This is a genomic window from Flavobacterium segetis (assembly GCF_900129575.1).
GTDB lineage: Bacteria > Bacteroidota > Bacteroidia > Flavobacteriales > Flavobacteriaceae > Flavobacterium > Flavobacterium segetis.
On the sequence record NZ_FQWE01000005.1, the window covers coordinates 282,381 to 299,031 of the forward strand.

Here is a 16,651-nt window from a genome sequence, read left to right on the forward strand (position 1 = left end):
TTTTTTCTTTATTTAAAATGTATTTATTGTTTTTCTAATTGCCACTAATTTTGTCATTAAAGATTCAAAATAATCTAAGTGCAACATGTTAGCTCCGTCACTTTTTGCGTTGGCAGGATCAAAATGAGTTTCTATAAAAATTCCATCAACACCTACAGCTATACCAGCTTTAGCGACAGTTTCAATCATGTCAGGTCGTCCACCTGTTACACCAGCTGTTTGATTCGGTTGCTGTAACGAATGTGTAACATCAAGAACCGTTGTCGCGTATTGCTGCATCGTAGGAATTCCTCTAAAATCAACAATCATATCTTGATAGCCAAACATTGTTCCTCTATCGGTAACCATTACATTTTTATTTTGACAATCTAGTACTTTTTGAACCGCATGTTTCATGCTTTCAGGACTCATAAATTGTCCTTTTTTCAAGTTAACTACTTTGCCAGTATTTGCGGCAGCCACAACTAAGTCCGTTTGGCGTACTAAAAAAGCTGGAATTTGTAATACGTCAACATATTGCGCAGCCATATCAGCATCTTCATTTGTATGAATATCAGTGACTGTGGGAACTTTAAAGGTCTCTGAAACTTTTCGAAGAATTTTGAGTGCTTTCTCATCTCCAATTCCTGAAAAACTATCGATTCGTGACCGATTTGCTTTTTTAAATGATCCTTTAAAAACAAAAGGAATTTGTAAATTATCCGTGATGCCAACTAATTTTTCAGCAATTCGCATCGCCATTTCTTCACTTTCAATCGCGCAAGGACCAGCTAATAGGAAGAAGTTGCCACTTTCGGTATGTTTAATTTGGGGAATATTATGTATGTTCATAGTAGTTGTTTTTTGAGAGTGCAAAGATAGTTAGGTTTTATGACTCTAGTTTACGGTTTCTGCTTTTATTTGGAGCTATTTCCTGCTATACGCTGCAATCTTTTCCTTTTATTTTCAAAAAAGGAAAAGGATTTCCACTACTATCAGGGCTAGAAAATACAATTCTGAATTTAATTTTTCGCTAAACTAAGCCCAACTGGAACCATCAAAATTCCTTTCTCGTAAATATTTAAATACAGTTTGATTGGTTTTTTTTGACCTTTCCATTTTAACTCATAAACATCAAGAAATCCCGCACCTAAGTCGGTTCTCTTTGTTGGAAAAGGACAGCAACTTTCTTTTTTTGAAAAAGTTATTTTTTCGCCCTTTGGTCCAGCCAAAGCATTTAAAAAACGCTCTTGATTAACGGTTTCATTTCTTGTATTTTGAAAAAAAATATTAACTGGATAATCAGCCTCGTAACCGTATTTTTTATCGGTGCTATACTCTGTAATAACAAAAGTATTTTCTCTCGAAAGCACTAAATTAGGGGCATCATCATCAACGTTTTTTAAAGTAGATCTAGTACTTACACAAGAGGTAATAGCAATAAAAATGGCGATCAAGAGAATGGATTTTTTAATATTCTTCATAATTCTGTATTGTTATAAATGATTTGTGTTTGTTTTACCAAATCAATATTTACTCTTACAAAGATAAATAGAACTTTAAATTCTATCGATTACAATATGTTTTTTTTGTCAATTGAAGTGTCAAAATAATTCACATGTTTTAATCTATAATCATAACTCAATAATTCTATTTCTAAAATTATAATTCATTCGTACGTCTTAAATGCTAAAAACCAATTACTATTCTTTAATCACGATTCACGATTCACGAATCACGAATCACGAATTACCAATCACTAAAAATACTAATCCTTTACACCTAATTTCGCTAAAATAGTATCCATCAAACACCATTTACTTATTGATGATTGTAATAAATTAGCTCCAACAAATGCAGTAAACCACAGCCAATTCTGGTTTACATAAATTGATAGAAGCAAACTAATTAAAATAAAACTTCCCGCTACGAATCTTACTATTCTGTTTTTCATAATGTTTATGTGAGGAATGAAGTAATTTCATCCTCTTATTTAGTTGTTATTAATTTGATTTTTCTATGTTAAGTACAGCAATATGAATGTTTGACATGGTCACTTGTTTAGTGTTGAAATCGTTAACCAAATCAAATAAGGGATCAATATTTTCTTTTTTTACAAAAGCGTAAAAGAGTACAGATTCTGTTTCATGCATATCTCCCGCAAACCAATTGCTTTCAATCGCTTCTTCCGAAAGGTCTGTAAAACCCTTTACTTCCTTATAAGTAAAGGTTTTTACATGAACTTTTTTTAGCATTTGCTTGATCTCTTTTTCAAAATCTAACACAGCAGTTATAATCAGTAGTTTCATATTTTTTATTTTAAAAGTTATAGTGCTTCTTCATCATTCGTGATAGAATTTTCAGAAACATTTTCCCATTTTTTTCTTTCCACAATGTAATAAATCAATGGCACCACTAACAATGTGAGAATGGTGGAAACTATAGCTCCAAACACTAAAGAAATTGCTAATCCTTGAAACAAAGGATCAAATAGTATAATTGATGCTCCTATAACAACCGCGCCAGTGGTTAACAAAATAGGAGAGGTTCTTACTGCTCCAGCTTCTATAATTGCTTGTTTTAATTGAATTCCTTCTTCCAATCTAATTTCGATAAAATCAATCAGTAAAACGGAGTTGCGAACCATGACACCTGCTAAAGCAATCATGCCAATGAAAGAAGTAGCTGTGAAATAAGCACCTAATAACCAGTGTCCAAAAACAATCCCAATCAACGATAGCGGAATCGCTAACATCATTACAATTGGTGTTTTAAAGTTTTGGAACCATCCTACAATTAGCATATATATTATGACAATCGCTACTAAAAATGCTACTCCTAGATCACGGAATACTTCCAGTGTAATTTGCCATTCTCCGTCCCATTTTACGGTAAAATTAGTTTCGTCAGTAGGTTGTTCCATATACAATTCTTCCACTTTGTACCCTTTGGGAACTTTCATCTTGGCTAGTTGATCGCTCATCCCTAAGATCGCATAGACCGGACTTTCTAATGCTCCAGCCATATCAGCTGTTACATATACTACTCGTTTTTGATCTTTTCTGTAAATGGTTTTTTGTAAAGTATCTGTTTTTACTTTGACCAAATCACTTATTGGAATCATGTTGCCTTGACTTCCTTTGATTTTTAGATTCTGAATGTCTTGTAAGCTCGTTTTGTCTTTATCATCAAGCGAAAGAACAATAGCTACATTATCATTTGAATTTTCATCATACAAATTAGAAATTGGGTACTCTTTCAATAAATAAGTTAAATTCCCAACCACTTGTTGCGGAGCGATTCCGTTAAGCATCGCTTTTTCCTTGTCTATTTCGAGCTTGTATTCTACTTGATTGTCCTCAACCATCCAATCGATATCCACGACATCAGCGGTGTTTTCTAAAATAGTTTTTACTTGCTTAGCAACCTTTATTTGTTCCTCGTAATTAGGTCCTCCGTAAATCTCAGCAACTAATGTCGATAAAACCGGCGGTCCTGGAGGAACTTCAATTAGTTTCACATTAGCACCATATTTCTTAGCTATCTTTTGAACATCACCTCGCATATCTCTTGCAATAGCATGACTTTGTATCGTTCTTTCTTCCTTGTGTAGTAAATTAACCTGAATGTCAGCCATATTACTACCACCACGCATGTCGTAATGACGCACTAATCCGTTGAAAGTAATAGGAGCAGAGGTGCCTATATAATTTTGATAATTAACCACTTCTGGTCGTGTTGACAGGTATTGCGCAATTTCCTTAGTAACCGCAGCTGTGCGTTCTAGCGTAGTTCCTTCTGGCATATCAATCACCACTTGAAACTCATTTTTATTATCAAAAGGCAGCATTTTTACCACCACCGATTTAGTAAAAAACATAAAAACCGAACCCATTAATAACAAAACAGTTACCGCTAAAAGTATTCTTCTTTTTGAGCTACTTTCTAATAACGGACGTTCTAGCTTATTGTATATTTTATAAATACGGCTCGTTTCTAATCCCTCAGCTTCTTTATGTTCTTGCGTATCTTTTTCTTGAAGCAAATGATATCCTAAATAAGGCGTTACCGTCAAGGCAACAAACAAGGATAATAGCATCGCAATCGAAGCGCCTATCGGCATAGGACTCATATAAGGTCCCATCATTCCTGATACGAAAGCCATGGGTAAAATAGCTGCAATTACCGTAAAAGTGGCTAAGATTGTTGGATTTCCAACTTCGTTTATCGCATAAATGGCAGCTTGTTTAAATGGCAGTCGCTTCATCTTGAAATGGCGGTGCATATTCTCGGCAATAATAATACTATCATCAACCACAATTCCCACGACAAAAACTAATGCAAAAAGTGTAATTCTATTTAAAGTATAATCCAATAAATAATAACTAAATAATGTCAACGCAAAGGTTAATGGAACCGAGAAAAACACTACTAATCCACCACGCCATCCCATAGCCAGCATCACTAAAATAGTCACTGCTACAATTGCAATAAATAAGTGAAATAAAAGTTCGCCTACTTTATCTGAAGCGGTTTCTCCATAATTCCGAGTTATTTCTACATGAACATCATCAGGAATTAAATCTTTTTTCAACAACTCCACTTTATTTAGGATTTTCTCCGAAATCTTCATCGCATCAGCTCCTTTTACTTTCCCAATAGAAATAGTAACCGCAGGATATTCTGATTTAGCTGTTTTAAATTTTTCATTGGCTTTGCCATACCCGAAAGAGACGTAACTTCTTGGCGTTTCTGGTCCGTCTTGCACTTTAGCTACTTGCTTTAAGTAAACAGGCATATTTTTATTGATACCCACCACTAAGTTTTCTACATCTTCAGCATTCGATAAAAACTGGCCAGTAGTCACTAAATATTCTTGGTCATTTTGAACAAAACCACCCGATTGTGAACTGCCGTTATTAGCCTGAATCATTTGCATAATTCCTAAAGCATCAACGCCATTTTCGGCCATCTTATCTTTATCTAATACTACTTTAAGTGCACGATTACTACCTCCAATTTCTTTAGTAATGGCTACATCTTTAATTTTTTCAATCTCAGAAGTTACTTCTTCAGCAATTTGGCGAATTTGATAAGCATCTTCTTTTTCGCTCCAAAGTGTAATTCCTAGCATCGGCACATCGTCAATTGAACGTGTTTTTACCATTGGTTTATACACCCCTTTTGGGAACATATCTTCATGTTTCGCTAACTCGTCGTACAATTTTACATACGAGCGCTCTACATCTTGACCTACATAAAACTGTACAATCAACATCGCCTGACCATTCATCGCCATGGTATGCACATGCTCAACCCCTTTTATGTTGGATATTATTTTCTCTAGTGGTTTTGCTACACGACTTTCAACCTCTGACGGACTTGCTCCTGGATAACCAACTAAGATGTCGGCCATGGGCACATTGATCTGTGGTTCTTCTTCCCGTGGAATTAAAAACGAACTATAAACTCCAATAATCATCAAACCTATCATCAATAAGATGGTCAGTTTTGAGTTCATGAATAAATTGGCTATTTTACCTGAAATACCTTCTTGCATAATTTTTTATTTATTTGGGCGTGACCCTTCCAAAAGGTCGGGTCGGGCTATTCGTTACAATCTTTTTATCTCGTTTATCAACGATACAAAAAGGATTTTCACTGCTATCCCTCACGCAGAATTTAATTACAAAATCTTCTTAATTATCTAAAATAAAAGCGGAACACTTTTTATTGAACACTCACAGGAACTCCATTGTATAGTTTTCCGTCTGCTGAAACGATATATTGCTCATCTGCCGAAAGTCCAGATAAAACTTCCACTTGTTCGCCAAAGCTTTTCCCAGTGCGCAACCATCGCAATAGGGCTACATTTCCAGTGCCTATTGTGTAAATTCCAGTCAGTTGTCCTTGTTTTACTAATGCGGATACTGGTACTAAAAGCACTTCACTTTTTGATGTGTTAGCTTTATTTGCAATTGGAAACTGGATATTTACGAACATTCCTGATAAGACAGTGGCATCTGTTTTATCTAAATCTACTTTTACTAAATATTGACCACCCGTATTAGTAGCCGAAATACTTACCTCGCTTACTTTTCCGCTTAATTTCTCATTAGATGATTTTACTAAAACGCTAACAGGCATTCCTTTTGTAATTGCAGCAATATCATTTTCAGAAACCATCGCCATAACTTGTAATTTAGAAGCGCCCTCAACACTTACTAATGGCATTCCTGGATTGGCCATATCACCTTCTTTTATAAAAGTATTGGTTACGACTCCGGCAAATGGAGCGGTGATGTTTGAGTAATTAAACTGTGCCACTACTTCATTTCTCATTTGTTTCGCACCTTCTAATCCTGCTTTAGCCATTTCGTAGCGAGCCGTCATGTCATCTAATTCTTTTTGTGATGCACTTTGCTGTTTGAACAAATTAACAAAACGATCGTAATCTTTTTTAGCGCTGTTAAAACCTGCTGTTGCTTGGAGAATACTGGCATCTACCTGCGCTCTTTTAGCTTGTAAATCTGTATTATTAATGCTGACTAATAATTGTCCCGCATTTACTTTTTGACCCACTTGCACATGAACTTTAGTTACATATCCCATCATTCTAGTACTTAAGTTAGCACTGTTTTTAGCTTCAATTTTTCCACTTGCAGTAACAAAAGGACTATTATTGTTTTCAGAAACTCCACTTACTTTTACAGCTATTGCAGGTTCTTTTACAATTTCTTCTTTCTTTTCGCTATTACAAGAAGCTAAAATTAATAAGGCTAACACAGGTATAAATATCTTTTTCATAGTTTTGTTTTTATTGATTTTGCAATTGACTTTTGCAATGGCATTTGAATTATTATTTCTTTATTTCGTTAAAAATTGTAAATAGTTTTGAGTGAAATTATATTCAAAAACAGCTTGTAAAAATTCTAATTCTTTTTGAAACATCTGCGTTTCTGATTGTAACAAATCGGTTGTTTTTTCTAATCCTTGAGTAAATCGGTTGTTGCGAATGCGATAGGCTTCTTGCGATTGTTCTAAAGCAAGTTTAGAAAGATTCACCTTGTTCTCCGCATCTTTAAGCTGACGGTTGGCTTTGTTCAATTCCATTTGACTTTTAGCCTTGTATTGTTGAGTTTCTATCTCTGATTTTTGGAATTCTGCTTTTGCTTTTTCCATTTTCCCTATCGATTTATAACCGTCGAATAAGCTCCATGATAATTGCGCTCCTACTAAATATCCTTTCGCTGTGGTTCCAAATAAAGTGTCATCGTACAACTCGTAACTTCCAAAAGCATTTAATCTTGGTAAGAAATTCATTTTACTTGATTGCAATATTTTGGCGTAAGCTTCAGATGATTTATCCATTGCTTGAATGTCTTTTCTGGTACTGGGAAGTGTACTATTTATACTTTCGATAGCAATCGAATTTTCTAATTCTTCAATTGGTTTATACACTTTGTTTGTATTCTCTTCATTTAAAAGGAAAGCTAAATAGTCCGAGGCGTTTTGTACATTACTTTTAGCATATTGTAACTGATTTTTAATTTCATTTACACGTACTTGCACTGAAAGCAAATCTGTTTTTTGAAGAATACCTTGTTTAAAATAGTTTTCTATTAATTTCAAGTTAGCATCAGCTGTTTTATTTGCTTTTTCTAAAACAGTAACCGCTTTATAACCAAGTTGCAATTCCATAAAGGCTTTATTCACTTCTAATTCTAGATATTCTTTAGTACGTTCAGTTTGCAAAGAGAAAGCTTCCATTTTTGCCTTTGCTGCTTGCCTGCCATAAATTCCATCTACATTAATTAAAGGCTGTAAGATTTCAAATTTTGTTGCAAAGTTTTTTGTTGTTGCTGGATTATTTAGTCTCGCTGGATCAAAATCAGATGCTGTTAGAATTTCTTGATTTAATTTAGACCCAAAAGCCATTAAAGGATTTGTGGTCGAAATGGCAGTATGTGAAGCTGAAATACTTGGCAAGAATAACGAATTCGATTGATTGTAATCTGCCTGTGCCGATTTAAAGTCTTGATTTGAAATTTTAATTTGTAGGTTCTTATCAGTAGCTTTTAACCAAATGTCTTTTTTAGAAATAGGCAAAGTATCTTGACTAAATCCTAAAGTAGAAATAGATAATAGTCCTAAAAGCAGTATATAGTTTAATTTCTTCATAATTGATTTTCTCTAGTTTATGAAGCAAAGATAGATTGACAAAAAAGCGTACATGGTAACATAAGTCACACTTGCATTTTTTAATGCCTTTTTTTAAAGAATTGGTTTCGGGTAAACTGAATCTTATAGTATGATTGGGAATTGACGTAGGATTATGAAATGCTAATAAAACCAACTACTTTCATTGAAATACTCCTTCTTTTTATTGAAAATGCAACCTATCTTTGTGAAAAAATAAATATAAAATATGGAAATGATTTTTCAAACTTGGTCTTGGTACGTTTCAGGATTAATAATAGGTGTAGTGATGCTAAGTTTAATTTATTTTGGAAAAACATTCGGAATGTCTTCTAATTTACGTTCATTATGTTCAATAGCTGGTTTAGGGAAAAAAGTTTCTTTTTTTGATTTTGATTGGAAAGCACAGCGTTGGAATTTAGTTGTTGTAATAGGAGCCATGTTAGGTGGATTTGTAGCGGTTCATTATATGAGTGCTCCATCAAATGTGTCCATTAATCCACTAACCATTGAAAAATTAGCAGAGATGGGAATTGATGCACCAAACGGGAAGTTGATGCCACAAGCTCTTTTTGGACTAGAAATTTTAGAATCACCAAAAACTATTTTAATTCTTTTAGTGGGAGGATTATTAATTGGTTTTGGTTCGCGCTACGCTGGCGGTTGTACTTCGGGACACGCAATTGCAGGATTGAGTAATTTACAAATTCCTTCCTTAAAAGCGGTTGTGGGATTCTTTATTGGCGGATTGATGATGGCACATTTTTTATTGCCAATCATTTTAAGGGAATAATAGTTCAAAAATTAAATTTCACAAATCATTAAAATTAGCATGAAAAATATATTAAAATATTTAATAGTTGGATTTATTTTTGGAATTGTTTTAACCAAATCAGAAGCTGTTTCTTGGTATCGCATTTATGAAATGTTTCAATTTCAATCTTTCCACATGTACGGAATTATTTCTGTAGCAATTTTGACAGGAGTAATTGGAATACAACTGATTAAAAGAAAAAATATAAAAGATAATAATGGAGAGGCAATAGTTATAGCAGATAAGGAGAAAGGATCTACTCGTTACTGGATTGGTGGCATTTTATTTGGATTGGGTTGGGCATTAGTTGGTTCTTGTCCAGGACCTATATTCATACTAATAGGAGCTGGATTTTGGACTGTTCTGATAGTTCTTTTTGGAGCGCTATTAGGGACATATTTATACGGAGTACTCAAAAATAAATTACCTCATTAATCGTGATTTTATTATATAAAAAAGGCCGCATTATTTAAAGAAACTGCAGCCTTTTTTTGTTTAATTTTAAAACACCAATGACTATTAAATATTGTGCCGTTAGATAGGTTATCATAATTAAAAATGAGCTGTATTGTATTTGGGCGTAGAATTTATCAAAGGCTAAAAGACTATCAGAGGCTACAAAAATTATCGCTCCTATAAAAATATAGCTATTAGCTGGCTTATCCCAATTTAAAAAGCCTTTAAAAGCAAAAACCAACATGATAGATATTGTCATTGCATATACAAATACAGGAATAAATAATGGACCTAAATTAGGTAGTAAGATTAACATCATTGTCACTAAGTAAAAGATTATCAATGTAATTCCAATCCAATAAATTGTTTTGCTTTTTTTAATATACATCTTTAATTGCTTGTTAAATAAAACGATATAAAAGATGTGTGATATTAAAAATGCGATTAATCCACAAATAAAGTATAATTCTCCCTTATCAGTAAATAATAAGATTATGTCACCAATCCAAGAAAAAGTTAATGCGATTAAAAGTATTCGCTTGCTTGTAAATTTTTCGTGTATATAAACTGCAAAAATTAGAAACGGAAGTAAAATTGGTTTTAAAAACCAAGCTGTATTCTCCATTCTTAAAAGAATAATCCCTAAATAAATAATGCAGAATACAGCAAAACTTCTTAATACAAAACTGCTTTTCATATAGAATCTTTTATGATTGTAGTGCCAGAGATTGTTCTTTTTGAAATTTGGTACCTGTAAAATATATAGTTACAAGCAGCGATAAAAAAAGATAGCCTGAAATTATATAGGTGGCATAAGGAAAAAGTTGATTCATACCGAACCAGTCTCCAAAATATAAAATTAAACCGATACCAAAAGTAAAACGAAGACTTTCCCATAAAATCGAAATCTTTCGTGTATCCATTAACTCAGTGTAACTATAAACGGTTAAAAAAATGAAAGCACCGTAAATAAATACGTTTGGTAAACCAATAATCGCAATTGAGTTGTACATGTAGCTGATCATTAATAAAGTGATTAAAGCTTGAAAAATAGACCAGTACATTAATTTGTTACAATAAATTGTGCCATATTTCTCAAAATTGTAAACATTCGTAATTTTTGTTACGGGATATTTAATTTCAAAATTTTCTGGTCTCCAACCTGTAGGTTTAAACCAAATTGTAACTTTATCTTTCCAAGTTTCAGCACGCCAAGCATCTGTAATCATTAACCATAAATGTTGAAAGTTTATACGGATTGGATTCCAAGTTTTTGCTGGTCTTGTGATGCCGTACACAGGCGTAACATGTGGTAATTCTTCCTGAAAAGTACCAAATAACTTATCCCAAACAATAAAGACTTGAGAGTGATTTTTATCCATATATTCTGGGTTTATTGCATGATGGACTCTATGATGGGAAGGAGAAACGAGTATGTTTTCGAGAAAACCAATTTTTTTAATGTGTTTTGTATGATACCAAAATTGTAAAAATAAATGTATTGGAATCGTAATCGCAATTACTTTGGCGGGAACGCCAATAAGTGCTGCCGGAATTAACAAGAAGATAAATAGATTGACAAAGCTAGAAACAGTTTGGCGTAAGGCACACGCTAAATTAAATTCTTCACTGCTGTGATGAATCGCGTGTTTGTTCCATAAAAAGTTTATCTGGTGAGATAAGCGGTGGCTCCAATACCCGTAAAAATCAATAACGACAAAACCTATTAAATATGTGAAAACATTAGCTTCCATCTCGAATAAGGCAATTTTAGAGACCATCCAATCGTATGAAATTAGTGTAATACTAATTCCCAAAACGTCTTTAACTGAATTTATCATGCCAGAACTTACACTGGAAACTGTATCCATATTAGGAGAAGAATTTTCTCCTTTGACATGGCCATAAATTTTTTCAATTATGATTAAAATTAAAAAAATAGGCATTACAAACACTAAAATTTTACCATATTCTTCCATAAAAAAAACTCTTTAGTTATTCAAATATAGAATAAAAGAGAGTTTTTATGAATTATTTGCAGTAAATTTTTTCTATAAAAAAATCTGTAACTTCTTAAATTATTTCAGCATTGAGGCCTGCTTCTAATAATTGCGTGCATTGAGGTTTTAATTTTTCAAAAGAACCGGTTTTAACAGTACATTTTCCATTGTAGTGAATAATTAATGAACATTGCTCTGCCTGTTCAGGAGTATGTTCACAAACGCGTATTAATGTTTCTATCACATGGTCAAAAGTGTTTACGTCATCATTGTAAACTACTATTTCATTATCTAATTGAATAGCCTCTTTGACACTGACTCTTTCTCTAACTTTTTCTTTAGTACTCATTTTGTAGGTTTTTGTACTTTCGTAATTAATAAAAAAACAAAACTAATTTATGTATTTTAATGAAACCCAATTGTTTCTTTCGAATTTTTTAACATAAGTTAATCCTTTTTCAATGCATGAAGTGTCGATAAACGGAATGTCCTCGTTGTAAAAACCGCTCAATAGCAAAGTTCCATTCGGATTTAAACAATCAACATAACTTTGCATATCATTCAACAAAATATTTCTATTAATATTAGCAATGATTAAATCGTATTTCTTATTTTTTAATAATGCTGCTTCTCCTTCATAAACCGTTATGTGAGAACAATTATTTCGCTCTGCATTTTCTATAGAATTTAGATAGCACCAGTTGTCAATATCAATTGCATCAATTGGTCTTGCACCTTTCATTTCAGCTAGTATCGCTAATATTGCAGTGCCACAACCCATATCAAGCGTTTTTAATCCGGTTACATCCATCTCTAATAAATGCTGAATCATCATGTGTGTAGTTTCATGATGACCCGTTCCAAAACTCATTTTTGGCTCAATAATAATGTCAAATTCAGCATTAGTTTTTGGATGAAAAGGAGCGCGAACGTGACAATTACCATCAACATCAATTGCCTCAAAGTTTTTTTCCCATTCTTCGTTCCAGTTTACTTGGTCGATTTCTTCAAAAGTATAACTGATCTGGAATTCATCTGATTGTAAAATTCGAATATCATTAAGAATCATTTCGTCCCACAAATCTTTTTGTACAAAGGCTGAAATCCCTTTTTCTATCTCTGTAAAACTTTCAAATGCTCTTTCTCCGAGTTCAGCAATCAATATCTCTGACCCTAGTTCTTTAGGCTCGATAGTAAAATGATATGCGATATAAATGTTTGACATTTTGTTTTTTACTGCAAAGGTAATAATCACTTATCAAATTGTATTTGGAAATCAAATTTTATTTTAAATTTGTATTTTACACAAAACTACCAATGAGAAAATTCCCTATTTATTTTTTACTTCTATCAAGCTTTTTTGGTTTTTCGCAAGAGAATATAAAGCAAACGCAGCACAGCAACGATTTGAAATTATCAGCTCTACCTTATTATAGTTTTGGGAAAGGAATAGGAATCACTTCTCCCGATAGTTTATATCAGGTTAATATACGATTCCGAATGCAAAATAGAGTTACATATACAGAGAATGATGGTAAAGATGGAGTTTACGATGCGCAAATTAGGCGTCTTCGGCTGCGATTTGACGGATTTGTTGGCAATCCCAAGTTCCTTTATGCGATTCAACTCTCATTTGCACCAGGCGATGTAGGCGAAATTAAAGAGGGTGAGAATATTAATATTATTCGTGACGCGGTTGTTTTTTACAGACCAAATAAGCATTGGAATATCAGTTTTGGACAGACTAAACTGCCCGGAAACCGGCAGAGATTGAATTCCTCTGGAGCATTGCAATTGACGGATCGTTCGATAAATAATGCTCGATTTACAATTGATCGAGATTTTGGCTTTCAGGTTCATAATCTAAATGAGTTTAAAGATAAATTTTCTTATAATTTTAAAACAGCAGTTTCTACTGGCGAAGGTCGCAACGTAACTGGTAACGCTGATGCAGATCTTGCTTTTACAGGAAAAATTGAGTTATTACCGTTTGGTGCTTTTAGTAAAGACGGTGCGTATTTTGAAGGTGATATTATTAGAGAGAAGACGGCAAAATTATTACTATCAGCTGCTTTTCAGCAAAATAATCACGCTAAGAGGACCCAAGGCCAACTAGGGAATGATTTATTTGAAGCGCGCACTATGAAATCTGTTATGCTAGATGCTATTTTAAAATATAACGGGTGGGCGGCAATGTCCAGTTATATGTCCAGAAATACGTCAAGAAATGCCGTTACGATAAATCCTTTAAATAATTCTCAATTAAATTTTGCATACGTAGGTAGTGGTTTTGATTATCAGTTGAGTTACAATTTTCCATCTAATTATGAAATTATAGGTAGGTATTCTACCCAAAAAGTAGCGAAAGATATCGAAATTCTTACTCCTAATACGAAGCAATATACCGTAGGTGTAACTAAATATTTATGGCAGCATAATTTTAAATTACAAACGGAGCTGACCTTTGATACTCTAGATTATTACAGTGGAAGTACTAAAAATAATTGGTATCTGCGTTTCCAAGTCGAAATAGGTATTTAATGAAAAAGCGGTAAATTTCAAAAATTTACCGCTTTTTTTCCTTTTAAATGAAATCTATATTGCATTTACAATTGCAACAAAGTCATCTGCTTTTAGCGCTGCTCCACCTATAAGACCTCCGTCAACATCTGGTTTTGAGAAAATTTCTTTTGCATTGTCAGGTTTAACGCTTCCTCCGTAAAGTATTGATACGTTATCAGCAATATCAGGGCCAAATGCAGTAAGTACAGTGCGTCTAATAAATTCATGCATTTCTTGTGCTTGCTCTGGCGAAGCTGTTTCACCAGTCCCAATTGCCCAAACAGGCTCGTAGGCTAAAACGATCCTTTCCCAATTATTAGCGTTAATATGAAATAAACCATCTTTTAACTGATTCTCAACTACATTAAAATGATTTTTAGTTTGACGATCTTTTAATTCCTCTCCAAAACAAAAAATAACAGTCATTTCATGAGTAAGAGCGGTATTCACTTTAGCGGCTATTAATGCATCTGTTTCGTGAAAAATAGCTCGACGTTCTGAATGTCCTAGGATAACGATATTTACGCCAATACTCTTCAACATATCTGCTGAAACTTCGCCTGTAAAAGCACCCGCTTCCGCTTGATGAACATTTTGTGCAGCTACATCAATATTAGTAAATTCCAAATGATCTACAGCCGAGGCTAAATTTACAAATGTAGGAGCTACAATGATTTGCACATCAGTATCTGTTGGTATTTTTGCAATTAATTCATTTAATAAATCTTCTGTTTGCTCTGCATTTTTATGCATCTTCCAGTTTCCTGCAATAATCTTTTTTCTCATTTTAGTTGTATTATGTTTTATTCTAATTTCATTATAATTTTGTAATTGATCAATTACGGTTAAAGTATTATTTTAATTCCTTCAACGTTTCATTGATTTTTTCAAAATCAGTTTCGATAGCGCGGTATAAAACAATTTTACCATCTTTGTCAACAATTATATACCTTGGAATCCAATCTACATCTACTGCTTTTGCAAAAACGCCTTTCATTTGGTCATTTGCCATAAAGTGATCTCCTTGCAGTTCATGTTTTACAAGACCATCTTTCCACGCTTCAACCTTTCTATCCATTGAAATAAATAAATACGCAACATCAGGGTTTTGCGCTTGTAATTCTTTTATTTTTGGCATTGCTTTCACACAATCGCCACACCAAGAAGCCCATACTTCAATTACTAAAGTCTTTCCTTTGTATTTTTGCAAAATATCTCTGAAAGCAACTTGGCTACCATCTGTTGCTAAAAGTGTTTCTGATAAAGCTTCCTGTGAGAATTCTGTTTTTTCGCTTTTAGAACACGAAAATGCTGCAAAAGCAAATAAAGCTACTATAATTTTTTTCATTATTTATATTTTTAGTAAAGTTAAAAAAAGAATTGAGATTTAAAGTTTATAATCTATTTTGAAAAAAAACAACTAAATTTACTATCGTTATAGTTAATAAGTTTAAGAAATTATTTACCTTCTAGATCTAGAGTAAATAAGTTTAGCTCTAAAGTTATCAAGACTTTATAGCTAAAGTTCAAGAAATGTTTATAGTTTTAAATCGGATAGATCATTGTGATGCACTTTCTGCATTATTGTACCCTTTTCAAGAATTACAATACTGGGATTCGCTCGTTCGATTGTTTTTAATGTAATAGCATCACAAAAATAAAACTCAAATGTAAGTCCAAATTGTTTTTTAGCAGCACCTATTTCTTCAGCTGATGATGATGTCATTCCCGCTACTTTATATCCTTTTGCTTTAGCATCAAGATATAATTTTTCCATTTTAGCTAATCCATCTTTGTCCGCATTTGGTAAATCGTATGCAACAATCAAAATTGTTTTTGGTGCTTCTAGAAATTCGGTCGTATAATCAACGTCGTCTTTCTCCATGGTAAAATCGTGAATAGGAGGGACGTAACCTTCAGTTATAACTTTATCCTTGCGATCAACAAAAACTGCACCTTCGGGAATGTTCATTAAGTCTTTTTCAGTAAATTCCGTGTCTACGCCATTAACTTTATAAATAAAGACCATTTCAACAACTGATTTTTCTGCATTGTCAGGAATACGCATTCCTTTTTGAATATTATTACCAACTTTATAGGGGCGAAAATCAATGATTGGTAAATGATTTAAGACAATAAAACCTAAAAGTGAACACAAAGCAATACTGGCGTAGAAAATAATATTTTGGATGCTAGTTTTGAAAAGAGGTTTAATCAATATTCTATTTAAATATAGGATTAGGATAAAGAAAAGAAGTACTACATCTTTAGTAAAGGATTCCCACGGCGTCAATTTTAATGCGTCGCCAAAACAACCACAATCTTTTACAACATTAAAGTATGCAGAATAAAAAGTAAGAAAAGTGAACATTACTATTAAAAGTAGCAAACTCCAAATCGTGAATTTTGTTTTGTGACCAATGAGCAGCATGATGCCTAATACTACTTCAATAATTACTAAAAAAATAGCTAACGCTAATGAAAAAGGTACAAAGAAAGGCATGTTAAAGACAGGTTCACTGAAATATTCTGCTAATTTATAGGAGAATCCTAATGGGTCATTAAGTTTTATTAATCCCGAAACTATAAAAAGTATCCCAACAAATATTCTAGAAAATTGAGTTATTATATTTTTCATTAT

At 33.1% G+C, this 16,651-nt stretch carries 17 protein-coding genes; 3 read left to right on the forward strand and 14 right to left on the reverse strand.

What is annotated here, in order from left to right; genetic code table 11:
• Positions 1-12: 12 nt before the first annotated feature.
• The 7 genes from kdsA to BUA99_RS09265 all read right to left on the reverse strand — a co-directional run bounded on the left by kdsA (position 13) and on the right by BUA99_RS09265 (position 8,160).
• Positions 13-831: a 3-deoxy-8-phosphooctulonate synthase gene (gene kdsA / locus BUA99_RS09235; protein WP_072991225.1), complete on the reverse strand. Its 819-nt coding sequence runs from the start codon at positions 829-831 to the stop codon at positions 13-15.
• A gap of 170 nt (positions 832-1,001) precedes the next feature.
• Positions 1,002-1,454 (reverse strand): 2-dehydro-3-deoxyphosphooctonate aldolase, encoded by a 453-nt coding sequence (locus BUA99_RS09240; RefSeq protein WP_072991478.1) that lies wholly within the window; start codon positions 1,452-1,454, stop codon positions 1,002-1,004.
• Between the two features lie 293 nt (positions 1,455-1,747).
• The gene (locus BUA99_RS09245) at positions 1,748-1,933 is read right to left on the reverse strand and encodes a YgaP family membrane protein (RefSeq protein ID WP_072991228.1); all 186 of its coding nucleotides are present in this window, start codon (positions 1,931-1,933) and stop codon (positions 1,748-1,750) included.
• Between the two features lie 49 nt (positions 1,934-1,982).
• Positions 1,983-2,288 (reverse strand): hypothetical protein, encoded by a 306-nt coding sequence (locus tag BUA99_RS09250; RefSeq protein ID WP_072991231.1) that lies wholly within the window; start codon positions 2,286-2,288, stop codon positions 1,983-1,985.
• 17 nt (positions 2,289-2,305) lie between these two features.
• Positions 2,306-5,539, reverse strand: coding sequence for an efflux RND transporter permease subunit (locus BUA99_RS09255; protein ID WP_072991234.1), 3,234 nt, complete (start codon positions 5,537-5,539; stop codon positions 2,306-2,308).
• A gap of 170 nt (positions 5,540-5,709) precedes the next feature.
• Positions 5,710-6,786 carry an efflux RND transporter periplasmic adaptor subunit gene (locus BUA99_RS09260; protein ID WP_072991236.1) on the reverse strand — a complete coding sequence of 359 codons (1,077 nt, stop codon included), beginning with the start codon at positions 6,784-6,786 and terminating at the stop codon, positions 5,710-5,712.
• 60 nt (positions 6,787-6,846) lie between these two features.
• Entirely contained in the window at positions 6,847-8,160 is a 1,314-nt protein-coding gene (locus BUA99_RS09265; protein ID WP_072991239.1) for a TolC family protein, read from the reverse strand.
• Between the two features lie 247 nt (positions 8,161-8,407).
• Between BUA99_RS09265 and BUA99_RS09270 the strand changes: the two genes are divergently transcribed.
• Positions 8,408-8,971, forward strand: a complete 564-nt coding sequence (locus BUA99_RS09270) for a YeeE/YedE family protein (RefSeq protein ID WP_072991242.1) — start codon at positions 8,408-8,410, stop codon at positions 8,969-8,971.
• A 39-nt stretch (positions 8,972-9,010) separates the two neighbouring features.
• The gene (locus BUA99_RS09275) at positions 9,011-9,427 is read left to right on the forward strand and encodes a DUF6691 family protein (protein ID WP_072991245.1); all 417 of its coding nucleotides are present in this window, start codon (positions 9,011-9,013) and stop codon (positions 9,425-9,427) included.
• A gap of 34 nt (positions 9,428-9,461) precedes the next feature.
• Here BUA99_RS09275 and BUA99_RS09280 read toward each other — a convergent pair whose 3' ends face one another.
• From BUA99_RS09280 to prmA, 4 genes are all read right to left on the reverse strand, one after another.
• Complete coding sequence (locus BUA99_RS09280; RefSeq protein WP_072991248.1) at positions 9,462-10,145, reverse strand: lysoplasmalogenase; 684 nt, start codon at positions 10,143-10,145, stop codon at positions 9,462-9,464.
• A 10-nt stretch (positions 10,146-10,155) separates the two neighbouring features.
• Positions 10,156-11,427 carry a sterol desaturase family protein gene (locus BUA99_RS09285; protein ID WP_072991251.1) on the reverse strand — a complete coding sequence of 424 codons (1,272 nt, stop codon included), beginning with the start codon at positions 11,425-11,427 and terminating at the stop codon, positions 10,156-10,158.
• Between the two features lie 94 nt (positions 11,428-11,521).
• A complete protein-coding gene (locus BUA99_RS09290) occupies positions 11,522-11,797 on the reverse strand; it encodes an ATP-dependent Clp protease adaptor ClpS (protein WP_072991254.1) in 276 nt (91 codons plus the stop codon).
• Positions 11,798-11,839: 42 nt separating this feature from the next.
• Complete coding sequence (prmA, locus tag BUA99_RS09295; RefSeq protein WP_072991257.1) at positions 11,840-12,673, reverse strand: 50S ribosomal protein L11 methyltransferase; 834 nt, start codon at positions 12,671-12,673, stop codon at positions 11,840-11,842.
• 92 nt (positions 12,674-12,765) lie between these two features.
• Here prmA and BUA99_RS09300 point away from each other — a divergent pair, with 92 nt between their 5' ends.
• Positions 12,766-13,989 carry a porin gene (locus tag BUA99_RS09300; RefSeq protein WP_072991260.1) on the forward strand — a complete coding sequence of 408 codons (1,224 nt, stop codon included), beginning with the start codon at positions 12,766-12,768 and terminating at the stop codon, positions 13,987-13,989.
• Positions 13,990-14,043: 54 nt separating this feature from the next.
• On the opposite strand, the gene tpiA is transcribed toward BUA99_RS09300, so the two are convergent.
• From tpiA to BUA99_RS09315, 3 genes are all read right to left on the reverse strand, one after another.
• Positions 14,044-14,796 (reverse strand): triose-phosphate isomerase, encoded by a 753-nt coding sequence (gene tpiA, locus BUA99_RS09305; protein WP_072991263.1) that lies wholly within the window; start codon positions 14,794-14,796, stop codon positions 14,044-14,046.
• 67 nt (positions 14,797-14,863) lie between these two features.
• The gene (locus BUA99_RS09310) at positions 14,864-15,358 is read right to left on the reverse strand and encodes a TlpA family protein disulfide reductase (RefSeq protein WP_072991266.1); all 495 of its coding nucleotides are present in this window, start codon (positions 15,356-15,358) and stop codon (positions 14,864-14,866) included.
• 189 nt (positions 15,359-15,547) lie between these two features.
• Positions 15,548-16,648: a BT_3928 family protein gene (locus BUA99_RS09315; protein ID WP_072991269.1), complete on the reverse strand. Its 1,101-nt coding sequence runs from the start codon at positions 16,646-16,648 to the stop codon at positions 15,548-15,550.
• Positions 16,649-16,651 lie beyond the last annotated feature (3 nt).